This window comes from Massilia sp. SYSU DXS3249 (assembly GCF_053668055.1).
The window spans coordinates 180,655-192,818 of sequence record NZ_JBSIPX010000005.1 but is presented as its reverse complement, the minus strand read 5'-3'; the positions used below and the strand labels follow the sequence as shown (position 1 = coordinate 192,818).

The following is a 12,164-nucleotide window of genomic DNA, read 5'->3' as shown; positions in this document are numbered from 1 at the left end:
CCTGTAAAGATGGCTCCCAACTGGCCTACGTGCAATAATTCTGTTTGCCCATGCGGGTGCGTTCCCATTCTCCAAAAAAAGGTAAGTCATGACCGTTTTCCCGCGCGCGTGCGCCCGTTTGTCCATCCTGGCGCTGGCCCTGGCAACTGCCGGCTGCGCCACCGCGCCGCGCGGACCGGTGACGCTGAACCTGGTCGCGATCAACGACTTCCACGGCAACCTCGAGCCGAGCAAGTACACCTGGACCAGCGCCGCCGGCAAGACCGAAACCCTGCGCGCGGGCGGCATCGAAGCCATCAGCGGCGCGCTGGCGCAGTGGCGCAAGGAAGACAAGGACCTGCTGTTCATCGGCGCGGGCGACCTGATCGGCGCCAGCCCGGCGCTGTCCTCGATGTGGGCGGACGAGCCGAGCATCGAGGCGATGAACCTGATCGGCCTGCGCCTGTCCTCGGTCGGCAACCACGAATTCGACGCGGGCAGCAAGGAACTGCTGCGCCAGCAGGGCGGCGGCTGCGATTCGCCGCGTCCGGCGAAAGCCTGCAAGCTGATGCCGGGCTACGGCGGCGCGCGCTTCACCTATCTCGCCGCGAACGTGCTCGACAAGGCGACCGGCAAGCCCTTCATGCCGGCCTACCGCATCGAGGACGTAAAAGGCGTGAAGGTCGGCGTGGTCGGCGCGGTGCTGGAAGGCACGGCCTCGGTCGCGGTGGCCTCGGCCATCAGCGGGCTTTCCTTCATCGACGAGGCAGAAGCCATCAACCGCGAGCTGCCGCGCATGCGCGCCGAGGGTGCCAAGGTCTTCGTGGCCCTGATCCACGAAGGCGGCAAGACCGACGAGGCGCCCGACCAGCCGGCCTGCAGCAATTTGAAGGGCGGGATCGTCGACATCGTGAAAAAACTCGACCCGGCGATCCGCCTGGTCATCACCGGCCATTCGCACCAGGGTTACCTGTGCAAGGTGGACGGCCGCGTGGTCACCCAGGCCGATGCCGCCGGTCACCTGCTGTCGCGTATTGCCGTGACGGTGGACGCGGACAGCGGCGCCGTCTCCGACATCCAGGTGCGCAACGTGGTGATGAATCCGGAACTGTTCCCGGCCGATCCGAAAGTGAGCGCTTTCCTGGCCGGCGTGAAGGAGAAGAGCCGCGCGCTGCTGGCCCGTCCGATCGGCAAGCTGGGCGCGCCCATGGTCGCGCGCAAGGCGAACGAGGCGGGCGAATCGCCGCTCGGCAACCTGATCGCCGACGCCGTGCTGGAAGCGACCCGCACCCACGGCGCCCAGATCGGCTTCATGAACAATGGCGGCATCCGCAAGGACCTGGAAACGTCGGATGCGGCCCTGACGACCAACTTCGGCCATGCCCAGGCAGTGCTGCCTTTCGGGAACTGGATGGTCGTGATGGACCTCACCGGCGCCCAGCTCAAGCGCCTGCTCGAGCAGCAGTGGCAGCGCCCGGGTGCATCCAGCTCGACCATCCTGCAGGTGTCGCAGGGCCTGGCTTACACCTGGGACGAGAAGCGCCCGGTCGGCAACCGCATCGTGCCGGGCAGCCTGAAGTTCAATGGCGCGCCGGTCGAGGACGCTAAAACCTACCGTGTGGTGGCAAACAACTTCCTGGCCGAAGGCGGCGACAACTTCCCGGAATTTGCCAAGGGCACGAACCGCGTGGATACCCAGATCGTCGACCTCGACGCGCTGAGCGCATTCATCGCCAAGAATCCGGGTGCGGGCGGCGTTAATGCCGGCCTGGCCCCATCGGTGCGCATCGACAAGGTGCGCCAGTAATTACACCGCAGTACTATCCAAACACTGGAGAACCCATGAAGAAACTGGCTTGTGTCCTGGCGCTGACGAGCGCCTTCGTCTCGATGGACGCGCTCGCGTGGGGCAATGACGGCCACCGCGCCGTCGGCGCCATCGCCGATAAACTGCTCAAGGGCACCAACGCCGAGAAGCAACTCGCCGCGCTGCTGCTGCCCGGCGAATCGCTCGAATCGATCGCCAACTGGGCCGATTGCGTGAAGGGCACGTATTGCGGCCCGCAAAAGCCGGAGATGGTCGAGTACGTCAACGCCAATCCGAAGCACAGCACCTACCACTACACGGACGTGCCGTTCCAGCTCGAGCGTTACCATGACCACGGCGTCGGCACCTTCGACGAAGACATCGTGCAGACGCTGAAGCAGGCGATTGCCGTGTTGCAGGGCAAGACCGACCCGGCCCTGAACCCGCACAAGTTCACCAAGCGCCAGGCCCTGCTGCTGCTGGTGCACATGACCGGCGACATCCACCAGCCGCTGCACGTGGGCGCCGCGTTCGTCAGCAAGGACGGCAAGTTCGTCGTGCCGAAGACCCATGCGGAAGTCGACGAGGCCGCGATCTTCGATTCGCGCGGCGGCAACAACCTGCTGCTCGACGACCAGAAGCTGAGCGAACTGAGCGCCAAGCTGATTCCGCCGGGCGAGCCGAAGCCGGTGCGCGAAGGCGTGCCGCAGGCGCTGACCAAGCCTTTCCACTCGTACTGGGACAGCACCACCGTCGACTACGCCTTCCGCCGCATCCGCACCAAGACGCCGGAGCAGTTCGCGCAAGCCGCGATCGACAGCAAGCCTGTCATCAAGGCCAACAGCGGCGACCTGGCCACCTGGCCTTACCAGTGGGCCGACGACGCGCTGGTCGTGTCGAAGCTGGCCTACCAGGACGTGGTGCCAGGCAAGTTGGTGCCGCAGACGAGCAAGAAGGGCGAGACCTATTACACCTTCACGCTCGAGGTGCCGGCCAACTACCCTGTGCCGAGCTCGCAGATCGCCAAGGAACAGCTGATCAAGGGCGGCTACAAGCTGGCCGAGATTCTGAAAGCAATTTACGGCTGATCCGGGCGAATAGCGCTGCTGATCGAGAATGGCGCCGCAGCGGCTCGCTGCGGCGCCTTTTCTTTTGCCTTGCCGTCCGAACGAGGCCGCTGCCGGCGCCGGCGGGGCGGGAAGAGCATCATGATCGACACCATCATGTCGCACCTGCGGATCTGGATCGAGCATATTCCTCCATGATGTGCGGCTGGGCTGGCCGTGCGGCGGCTAGAATGGCGGTTCCGGCGCGCCGCGCCCCCATCCCGGTCACTGCATGAACCACCACCTGATTTCCTGTGCCGCGCTTGCCTGCCTGATGGCGGCTCCGGCCGCTGTTGCGTACGCTGTGCCCGCTGTCGAGCCCTCGGTCGAGTCCTCGGTCGAGCCCGCCGCCCCGCCGGGCCAGCCGCTGTGGGAGATCGGCCTGGCCGGCGGCGTCGTCAGCACGCCGTCCTACCCCGGCGCCGAGGACCGCGAGACGCGCGGCCTGGCACTGCCGGTCATCATCTACCGCGGCAAGATCCTGCGTGCCGACCAGGGCGGCATCGGCGCGCGCCTGTTCCGCAGCGATGTGGCCGAGCTCGACATCGGGCTGGCCGCCTCATTGCCCGCCCGTTCGGACGACGTGGCGGCCCGGGCCGGCATGCCCGACCTGGGCGGCCTGGCCGAATTCGGCCCGCGCCTGAAACTGCTGCTGGCCCGGCCCGACGAGCGCAGCGCCGTGCGCGCCGAGTTTCCGCTGCGCGCCGTCATGGAAGTGCGCAGCGGCGTGCGCCACCAGGGCTATACCTTCGAGCCGCGCCTGGCGTACGACCGCCGCAGTCTTGATGGCAAGTGGCGCTTCGAGGGCCATATCGCCGCGGTAGTAGGCGACGGCAAGATCAACCGCTACTTCTATGAGGTGCGGCCCGAATACGCGACTGCCACCCGCCCGGCCTACTCGGCCGATTCCGGCCTGATCCTGGCGCGGGTCGGCGTGTTCGCCGCCCGTACCGTCAACCGCGACCTGCGCGTGTACGGCTTCCTCCGCGCCGAGAACTATGGCGTCGGCAAGAACGACGACAGTCCGCTGCACCGGCGCGACAACGGGCTGTCGGCGGGACTTGGCCTGAGCTGGACCTGGAAGCGCTCGGCCGCGCTGGCGAGCGACTAGGAAGACGGCTGAACGCAGGATTAGGAATTGTTTCCTAATCCTAATTCATTGTTCGTGAACAAAAAGAGGACCTTAGCGGCGCGAAAGAATGGGCAGTTTGCTTTCCATCGGAGGAAACGAAAATGCTCATCCGCAAAGCCTGCCTCTGCCTGGCCGCCCTGTGCCTGCTGTCCGCGGCCGCCGCGCCACCCAATCCCTACCGCGACCACAATGGCCGGATACCGGCCGGGTACAGCGGGCCGCTGTTCAAGCTCAGCCATGACTATCCGGCCGGACTGCCGGCGCCGCACATGCCCTGGCGCGGCGCCATTGGCAAGCTCCCGCTCACGACCGGCAATGCCGCCGCCTATGCCGCCGCGCTGAAGGCGAGCGTGGCGCAGGACATGGCCGCGCTGCTGACGGGCGAGGGGAGCTGGGATGCGGCCGCGCGCGGCTGGTACAACGATCCCTGGCTGGGGCCGCAGCGCGAAGCCCTCCACGGCATGCTGGTCGGGATCGAACGGGTTGACAACGCCTTGTTCCCGAAGAGCGGCCTGCGCAAGCCTTTTACCACCTACGTCATCACCTATTACGACCGGACCGGCGCGCAGACCATCGGCCGCATCTGGGCCGGCAACCCGCGCATGCCAACACTGACCGGGGGCGCGACCCAGTACGCCGAAGGTTCGGTGACGGTCAAGCTTGCCTTCACCACGGCCGGCCCCGAGGAGTGGCCCGCCATGCGCGGCGCGCTGGCCTGGCCGATCGCGATGACAGTCAATGCCACCACCGGCCACTTCGACCGGCCCACCGTCGCCCCGGGCTACCTGATGCAGGTCGACATCGCCGTCAAGGACACGCAATCGAGCCCGCAGACGGGCTGGGTGTTCACCACCTTCGTGTACGACAAGGATGCGCGCGGCGGCGTCTGGGACCGCATGGTGCCGCTGGGCGCGCAGTGGGGCAACGATCCCGGCGTGGACAGCGCGCTCGATCCCGGCGCCCCCTTGCGCGAGACCTGGATCAACCCGAAGGCGCCGCTGTACGCGCTCGAGACGCTGGGGTGGGGCGGCCGCCTGTCCGGCCCGAACGACCACGGCGTCAACGACATCTCGGTGGCCGGCGACGGCGGCCGCATCCTCACCCGCAACGCGCGCAATTCTTCCTGCCTGAGCTGCCACGGAACCTCGCAATGGAACCCGGCCAATCCGGGGAAGGGCATGGCCTCGTTCATGATGCCGCTCGCGCCCCCTGCGCCGGGCGCCGCGCCGAACGCCGGCGCACCCTACCTGAACTCGCCCCGGCCGGGGTCAAGCGACTGGCTGCGCTGGTTCCAGAACCGGGCCGGCAACGTGCCGATGGACCCCGGCAGCATCGCCGGCGACTACGACCTGGCGCTGACCTTCCGCGTGCTGCCGGCCTGGCATGCGGCGACGACGGGGAAGGCGCACACGCTGCAGAAGATGGATGCGGGAGGGAGCACGCTGCAGCGCGAGTGACCGGAACGTCCTGCACGCGTCTCGATAACCCAGGCGCAAATGAAAAAGGGCGGCCCGGAGGCCGCCCTTGAATCGGTTCACGCCCGGATCAGCGCGACTTGACGAACGGTTTGCCGATCGCCTTCGGCGCCACCGACTTGGCCATCAGGCCGGCCAGCACGATCACGGTCACGACGTACGGGATCATCTGGATCAGCGAGCCCGGGATGCGGCCCACGACCGGTAAATCGACGCCTTCGAGCTGGATCTGGACGGCGGCGAAGAAGCCGAACATCAGGCAGCCGAGCACGGTGTGCACCGGGCGCCAGTTGCCGAAGACGAGGGCGGTCAGGGCGAGGTAGCCGGCGCCGGCCGACATGTCGCGCAGGAAGAAGCCGCTCTGGACGATGGACAGGTAGGCGCCCGAGAACGAGCACAGCACGCCGGCAACCAGCATGGCCATATAGCGGGTCTTCTCGACCGAGACGCCGGCGGCGTCGGCCGCGTGCGGGTTTTCGCCGCAGGCGCGCAGGCGCAGGCCGAAGCGGCTGTGGTAGACCACCCAGTGCACGACCGGCAGCAGCGCAAAGGCGAGGTAGACCAGCGGCGAGTGGCCGCCCAGCACGCTGCCCCATAACCAACCAATGACAGGAACGTCAGCAAGCGCTTCCGTTCCTGGCAGCACGACGCTGGTCAGGCGCGCCGCGCCCAGGTCCGGCGTGCGGCCGCCCTGCTGGAAGATGTACTGGGCGACGACGAAGGTCAGGCCGCTCATGGCGATGTTGATGGCGATGCCGGCGACGAGCTGGTTGCCCTTCTGCGTGATCGACACGAAGGCCTGCACCATGGCCAGCGCCACCGAGACGGCGATGCCGGCGGCGATGCCGAGCCACGGGTTCTGGGTGGTGTAGCCGACGGCGGCCGAGACGAAGGCGGAAGCGAGGATCTTGCCTTCCAGGCCGAGGTCGACCACGCCGCTGCGTTCGGCGAACAGGCCGGCCAGCGCCGCGAACATCAGCACCGGTGCGTTGCGGATCGTCGAGACGACGATATTGGCGATATCAAAGTCCATGGCTTAGCCCTTGCGTGTTGCGTTGATCAGTTTCAGGAGTGCCGGCGCGTAGAAGTTTTCCATCGCGCCGCAGAACAGGATGATCAATCCCTGGATGAAGACGAAGGTCTCGACCGGAATGTTCGGTTTTTCCAGCGAGAGGTCGAAACCGCCCTGGATCAGCGCGCCGAACAGCACCGAGGACAGGAAGATGCCGACCGGGTGCTGGCGGCCCATCAGCGCGATCGCGATGCCGACGAAACCGGCGCCGGCCGGGAAGTTCAGGCTCAGGTAGTGGGTCGAACCCATGATCGAATTGACGGCGGCAAGACCTGCCAGCGCGCCCGAAATCAGCATCGCGACGATGATCATGCGGCTGATGCGCACGCCGGCGTAGTGGGCCGCGTGCTGGTTCAGGCCGGTGGCGCGCAGCTGGTAGCCCCAGGTCGAGCGCGACACCACGACGCCATAGATGACCAGCGCCACGATCGCGATCGGGAAGCCGATGTTCAGCGGGGTGTCGCCGAAGAAGGGGAACCAGGTGTTCAGGGTCGGCAGCGCGGCCGATTCGGCGAACACGCGGCTGGCCGGGTTCTGCTCGCCCTCGGGGATGAGGTACTTCACGATGATGAAGTTCATCAGGCTGGCGGCGATGAAGTTGAACATGATGGTCGTGACCACCACGTGGCTGCCGCGCTTGGCCTGCAGGTAGCCCGGCAGGAAGGCCCAGAGGGCGCCGAACAGGGCGCTGCCCAGCATGGCCAGCGGGATCATGAGCCAGGGCGACAGCGTCGCGTCGAAGGCGAGGACCGCCAGCGTCAGGCCCAGGCCGCCGAGGTACATCTGGCCTTCGGCGCCGATGTTGAACAGGCCGGCCTTCATCGCGATCGACACGGCGAGACCCGTGAAGATGAAGGTGCTGGCGTAGAACAGCGTGTAGGCCAGGCCTTCCGGATTGACGATGGCGGAATCGATCAGGATGCGCATCGATTCGACCGGGCTTTCGCCGAGCAGGTGGATCACCAGCGCGGCGACCAGCAGCGCCGACAGCAGGTTCAGGAGCGGCAGGGCGATGCCCGTCGCCCAGCGTGGGAGTTCGGTGGTTTTCATCTGTGTCATGACTTGTGCATGCCGCCCATCAGGAGGCCGATGCGGGTAGTATCGAATTCGTCGATGTTCAGTTCGCCCGTGATGCGGCCGCCCGACATGACCACGATGCGGTCGGCCAGGGCGCGCACTTCTTCCAGTTCGACCGACACCAGCAGGATCGCCACGCCCTCGTCGCGCAGGCGCAGCAGCTGGGTGTGGATCGATTCGATGGTGCCGATGTCGACCCCGCGGGTCGGCTGGCCGACCAGCATCAGTTTCGGCTGGGCCGAGACTTCGCGCGCGATCACGACCTTCTGCTGGTTGCCGCCCGAGAGCAGGCCGATGCGCAGATCGGGATTATTCGGGCGCACGTCGAAGCTTTGGAGCAGGTGGGCGCAGCGCCTGGCGATGGCGTCGAAGTCGAACAGGCCCCAGCGGTTCTTCACGCGCTCTTCATAGCCGAACACGGTGTTCTGCATGACCGAGAAATCCTTGATCACGCCGTCGCGCAGGCGGTCTTCCGGCACGTGGCCGATGCCGAGTTCGCGGAAGGTGGCGGGCAGGCCGTCGGCATTCGCGCGGCGCGCAAAAGGCAGGGCCTTGCCTTCGAGTTCGACCTGGCCGGAGGTCGGCAGGCGCATGCCCGCCAGGATTTCCATCAGCTCGCTCTGGCCGTTGCCCGAGACGCCGGCGATGGCGACGATCTCGCCGGCACGCACGTTCAGGTCGATGTCGGCCAGCAGCTGGACGCCGTTGGCGTCCTTGAGCTGCAGGTTCTTCACGTTCAGCACCGGCGCGCCCGGCTGGAAGGGCTTGCGCGGCAGGTTGCCCTCGATCGGGCGGCCGACCATCATGTTGGCCAGCTGCTCTTTCGAGGTGTCGCTGGTCGTCACGGCGCCCGACACGCGGCCGGCGCGCAGCACCGTCACCTGGTCGGTGATGTCCATGATCTCCTGCAGCTTGTGGGTGATCAGGATGATGGTCTTGCCCTGGTCCTTGAACAGGCGCAGGATCTCGAACAGGGAAGCGGTTTCCTGGGAGGTCAGGACGGCGGTGGGCTCGTCCAGGATCAGGATGTTGGCGCTGCGGTAGATTTGCTTGAGGATCTCGACGCGCTGCTGGGCACCGACCGAGAGGTCGTGGATGGTGGCCAGCGGATCGACGTCGAGGCGGTAGCCCGTGCAGATCTCGCGCAGCTTGTTTTCGACTTCCTTACGCTTTGCAGCCAGCTGGAAGCCGCCTTCGGCGCCCAGCATCACGTTGTCGAGCACGGTCATGTTTTCGACCAGCATGAAGTGCTGGTGCACCATGCCGATGCCCAGATCGATGGCTTCGTGGCTGGTGCGGATGGTGCGCTCCTGGCCGTCGATCAGGAGCTGGCCGCTGTCGGCGTTGTAATAGCCGTACAGGATGCTCATCAAGGTGGATTTGCCGGCGCCGTTCTCCCCGATGACGCCGTGGATCGAGCCCTTGGCGATCGAGAAGCTGACGTCAGCGTTCGCTTGCACCGGCCCGAAGGCCTTGCTTATGTTGCGAAATTCTACGGCTGGCTGCATAGCGATCAGTAGTGAAAAGAAGAATGTATTTACTTAAAAAGCGCGCCGGACCGGAAACCCGGTGCGGCGCGCCTCTTGGGGACTAACTTGAATTAAACCGGGCAGCGGCTTGCAGCGCGGTAGTCGATGACCTTGATCTTGCCGTTGATGATGTCGGCCTTCACGCCATTGACGCGCTTTTCGATTTCCGGGGTGACGACCTTGCGGTTGTCCTTGTCCAGCACCCAGTCCACGCCGCCTTCCTTCAGGCCCTTGTGGGTGACGCCGGCCTTCCAGCTGCCGTTCTTGACCTGCATGAACGAGTCGTAGACGGCGACGTCGACGCGCTTGACCATCGAGGTCAGCATCGAGCCCGGGTGCAGGTAGTTCTGGTTCGAATCGACGCCGATCGCCAGCTTGCCTTTTTCCTTGGCCATCTGCAGGGCGCCCATGCCTGAACCGCCGGCCACCGCGAACACGACGTCGGCGCCGCGGTCGAATTGCTGGCGTGCCAGCTCGCCGCCCTTGGCCGGGTCGTTCCAGGCCGCGCTGGTGGTGCCGACCATGTTCTGCATGATGTCGATCTTCGGCTGCTGCGCCTTGGCGCCCTGGCCGTAGCCGCAAGCAAACGCGCGGATCAGCGGGATGTCCATGCCGCCGACGAAACCGATCTTCTTCGACTTCGACGCCATCGCGGCGGCGACGCCGACCAGGTAGGAGCCTTCCTCTTCCTTGAACATGATCGAGTTCACGTTCGCGCCCGGCGCGATCGAGTCGATCAGGACGAATTTCACGTTCGGGAATTCCTTGGCGACCTTGGCCACGGCCTGGGTCTGCGAGAAACCGATCGCGGCGATCATGTCGACCTTCTTGCGCGCCAGGCCGCGCATCACCTGCTCGGCTTGCGTGTCGCTGTTGGCCTGGACTTCAATGTACGGGATCCTGGTTTCTTTCTTGAAGCGCTCAGCGCCTTCGAAAGCGGACTGGTTGAACGATTTGTCGAACTTGCCGCCGGCGTCATAGACGATGGCCAGTTTCGGATTCGCCGCGACTGCGCCGCCGGCGACGCACAGCGCCGCAATGGTCATGCTGAGTTGCTTGAATTTCATGAATTAGCTCCTGGAATTTCGATATTGTACCCGGCGCAACGGTTGCGTTGGGAGGGGCGGCCTAGAGGCAAGGCTCGACACGCAGGGCTTCCGTCCTCGCGGATTGCGCAAGCGGCTCCGCTTGCGTCACACCTGCGTCTGTTCGATGCCGTGCGGATTGTGTCAGTCCCGGACATTTCATGCGGTTACGATTTGTTTCTAGGACGTTTCCGGGCGCCGATGCGCACGTGGATGTCGCGTCATCGCAACAGCAAGCCTCCAGAATGCGACCAAAAACCAGGCCGGCCATGGGCCTACGGTGTCAGGGCGGTTCTCGCTGCCAAATATGCATCAGTCCGCCAACGCAAGGCAAATACGATTTTACTTGGCAATTTATTCGGTGGAAATATAAATGCCGACAACTTTCGGCATTTTTTTCCATCAAGCCACAGTTTGGATCAGCTGGGGCGGCGGCAGGGGCGCGCTGAAGCGCTCGGTGAGAAAGCCCGCGATGCGGCGCTGGGTCGCTTCGAGGTAGGGGATGGTCAGGTGGTCGGAGCCGGGCACGACCTCGTCGAGGATCAGGTTGGCCAGCTTCTGGCACAGCTGGTCGGTATGCGAGTGCGGCACGATGTCGTCGCTCTCGGCGCGCAGCACGCAGGTCGGCACGGTCAGCGAAGGTGCATGCTTGATCGACTCGAAGCGGTGGCGCAGCATGTATTCGATCGGCATCGCGCGGAACTTGCGCTTGGCGATCGCCAGGATCGAATCGTAGGGCGTGACCAGCACCACCGAGTGCGCCGCGCGTTCCTTGGCGACCTGCACCGCGACGCCTGAACCGAGGCTGCGGCCGACGATGGCGATGCGGCGCGCGTCGACCTGGCCGAGGCTGGCGAGCCAGTCGAAGAGGGTGCAGCCGTCGTCGATCATCAGGGTTTCGTCGGGGATGCCGTGCGAGTTGCCGTAACCGCGGTAGTTCATCGCCAGCACGGTCATGTTCGGGAACAGGTTGCCGGCATCGCGCACGACCCAGGAAACTTCTTCCGAGCGGCCGCCGAAGTACAGCACCGCGGGACGGGGGCCGGGCGTACGCGGCGTCATCAGCCAGCCGCAGAGGCGGGTGCCGTCCTTGGCGCGCAAGACGATCGGGCGGGTACGGTGGCCGGCGCTGCGCGGACTGGCCACTTCGGGGACGATGGTCGGGTTGAACACCAGCCGGCGCTGGTTGGCGGCAACCGCAGCCGTCAGGCCCAGCCACAACACGCTGGCAAATCCCGCCATCCCTGCCGCCATTTTTTTGGAAGTGTTCATGGAAGCAGTCTAGCGCGGCGGTAGGAATTGTTCTGTGCGCCACATCGCCATGCATTGCAGCATGAGTGTTGGTTGGCGAGACAGTATGCTTTTTGCTACAGAGGCACCGGTTTGCCTTCTATGCCGATTCGCGCACATTCCGGCTTCCCATCCTCGTGTGCGCCCCTGCGCTTCGGGTAAGATGGGCGGTTTATTGCTCAACCAACAAGGAACCGCCGTGCATTTCCTGCTGACCTACGATCTCGCTCCCGATTACCTCGAACGCCGTGCCGAATTCCGCAACGAACACCTGAAGCTGGCGTGGGAGGCGCAGGAGCGCGGCGAGATGGTGCTCGCCGGCGCCCTCGACGAACCTGCGGACCGCGCACTGCTGGTATTCAACTGCGACAGCGCCGAGACGCCCCAGCTGTTCGCCGCGAAAGATCCCTACGTGACGCACGGCCTGGTGCGTTCCTTCCACGTGCGCCGCTGGAACACGGTGGTGGGAGATATCGCGGCCAATCCGGTGCGTCCGGAGTAACTGGGCGACACAGAAGGGCTGCCGGGAGCCATTTCCCGGCCGCTCTTAGGTTTACCGTTACTTCATCGTTATTTCACCGTTATTTCATCGTTATTTCACCGTTATTTCAC

11 protein-coding genes are annotated in these 12,164 nt (G+C 65.3%); 5 read left to right on the top strand and 6 right to left on the bottom strand.

Going from position 1 to position 12,164, the window contains the following annotated elements:
- The first annotated feature begins 88 nt into the window (after positions 1 to 88).
- Both ACWCIA_RS08535 and ACWCIA_RS08530 read left to right on the top strand, forming a co-directional pair.
- Positions 89 to 1,786, top strand: coding sequence for a bifunctional metallophosphatase/5'-nucleotidase (locus tag ACWCIA_RS08535; protein ID WP_454162341.1), 1,698 nt, complete (start codon positions 89 to 91; stop codon positions 1,784 to 1,786).
- 35 nt (positions 1,787 to 1,821) lie between these two features.
- Positions 1,822 to 2,874, top strand: coding sequence for a S1/P1 nuclease (locus ACWCIA_RS08530; RefSeq protein ID WP_454162339.1), 1,053 nt, complete (start codon positions 1,822 to 1,824; stop codon positions 2,872 to 2,874).
- Here ACWCIA_RS08530 and ACWCIA_RS08525 read toward each other — a convergent pair.
- The gene (locus tag ACWCIA_RS08525) at positions 2,865 to 3,011 is read right to left on the bottom strand and encodes a hypothetical protein (protein ID WP_454162337.1); all 147 of its coding nucleotides are present in this window, start codon (positions 3,009 to 3,011) and stop codon (positions 2,865 to 2,867) included. The two genes, ACWCIA_RS08530 and ACWCIA_RS08525, sit on opposite strands and share 10 nt — an antisense overlap.
- 113 nt (positions 3,012 to 3,124) lie before the next feature.
- Here ACWCIA_RS08525 and ACWCIA_RS08520 point away from each other — a divergent pair, with 113 nt between their 5' ends.
- Entirely contained in the window at positions 3,125 to 4,003 is an 879-nt protein-coding gene (locus ACWCIA_RS08520) for a MipA/OmpV family protein (protein WP_454162335.1), read from the top strand.
- Positions 4,004 to 4,125: 122 nt separating this feature from the next.
- Positions 4,126 to 5,481 (top strand): hypothetical protein, encoded by a 1,356-nt coding sequence (locus ACWCIA_RS08515; protein WP_454162333.1) that lies wholly within the window; start codon positions 4,126 to 4,128, stop codon positions 5,479 to 5,481.
- An 88-nt stretch (positions 5,482 to 5,569) separates the two neighbouring features.
- Here the strand turns inward: ACWCIA_RS08515 and ACWCIA_RS08510 are convergent, their stop codons facing one another.
- The 5 genes from ACWCIA_RS08510 to ACWCIA_RS08490 form a co-directional block, all read right to left on the bottom strand.
- Positions 5,570 to 6,532 (bottom strand): ABC transporter permease, encoded by a 963-nt coding sequence (locus tag ACWCIA_RS08510; protein WP_454162332.1) that lies wholly within the window; start codon positions 6,530 to 6,532, stop codon positions 5,570 to 5,572.
- Positions 6,533 to 6,535: 3 nt separating this feature from the next.
- Positions 6,536 to 7,621, bottom strand: coding sequence for an ABC transporter permease (locus tag ACWCIA_RS08505; RefSeq protein WP_454162476.1), 1,086 nt, complete (start codon positions 7,619 to 7,621; stop codon positions 6,536 to 6,538).
- Positions 7,622 to 7,626: 5 nt separating this feature from the next.
- Positions 7,627 to 9,156, bottom strand: coding sequence for an ABC transporter ATP-binding protein (locus ACWCIA_RS08500; RefSeq protein WP_454162330.1), 1,530 nt, complete (start codon positions 9,154 to 9,156; stop codon positions 7,627 to 7,629).
- Positions 9,157 to 9,248: 92 nt separating this feature from the next.
- Positions 9,249 to 10,244 (bottom strand): BMP family lipoprotein, encoded by a 996-nt coding sequence (locus ACWCIA_RS08495; RefSeq protein ID WP_454162329.1) that lies wholly within the window; start codon positions 10,242 to 10,244, stop codon positions 9,249 to 9,251.
- Between the two features lie 420 nt (positions 10,245 to 10,664).
- Positions 10,665 to 11,534, bottom strand: a complete 870-nt coding sequence (locus ACWCIA_RS08490) for an alpha/beta hydrolase (protein WP_454162327.1) — start codon at positions 11,532 to 11,534, stop codon at positions 10,665 to 10,667.
- 217 nt (positions 11,535 to 11,751) lie between these two features.
- Between ACWCIA_RS08490 and ACWCIA_RS08485 the strand changes: the two genes are divergently transcribed.
- Complete coding sequence (locus ACWCIA_RS08485) at positions 11,752 to 12,054, top strand: YciI-like protein (protein WP_454162326.1); 303 nt, start codon at positions 11,752 to 11,754, stop codon at positions 12,052 to 12,054.
- Positions 12,055 to 12,164: the final 110 nt, after the last annotated feature.

Excerpts from the sequence above, each read along its gene's own strand:
- ACWCIA_RS08500 (WP_454162330.1), bottom strand. The coding sequence starts at position 9,156 with ATGCAGCCAGCCGTAGAATTTCGCAACATAAGCAAGGCCTTCGGGCCG.
- ACWCIA_RS08515 (WP_454162333.1), top strand. The coding sequence starts at position 4,126 with ATGCTCATCCGCAAAGCCTGCCTCTGCCTGGCCGCCCTGTGCCTGCTG.
- ACWCIA_RS08505 (WP_454162476.1), bottom strand. The coding sequence starts at position 7,621 with ATGAAAACCACCGAACTCCCACGCTGGGCGACGGGCATCGCCCTGCCG.
- ACWCIA_RS08490 (WP_454162327.1), bottom strand. The coding sequence starts at position 11,534 with ATGAACACTTCCAAAAAAATGGCGGCAGGGATGGCGGGATTTGCCAGC.
- ACWCIA_RS08510 (WP_454162332.1), bottom strand. The coding sequence starts at position 6,532 with ATGGACTTTGATATCGCCAATATCGTCGTCTCGACGATCCGCAACGCA.
- ACWCIA_RS08495 (WP_454162329.1), bottom strand. The coding sequence starts at position 10,244 with ATGAAATTCAAGCAACTCAGCATGACCATTGCGGCGCTGTGCGTCGCC.
- ACWCIA_RS08535 (WP_454162341.1), top strand. The coding sequence starts at position 89 with ATGACCGTTTTCCCGCGCGCGTGCGCCCGTTTGTCCATCCTGGCGCTG.
- ACWCIA_RS08525 (WP_454162337.1), bottom strand. The coding sequence starts at position 3,011 with ATGATGGTGTCGATCATGATGCTCTTCCCGCCCCGCCGGCGCCGGCAG.
- ACWCIA_RS08530 (WP_454162339.1), top strand. The coding sequence starts at position 1,822 with ATGAAGAAACTGGCTTGTGTCCTGGCGCTGACGAGCGCCTTCGTCTCG.
- ACWCIA_RS08520 (WP_454162335.1), top strand. The coding sequence starts at position 3,125 with ATGAACCACCACCTGATTTCCTGTGCCGCGCTTGCCTGCCTGATGGCG.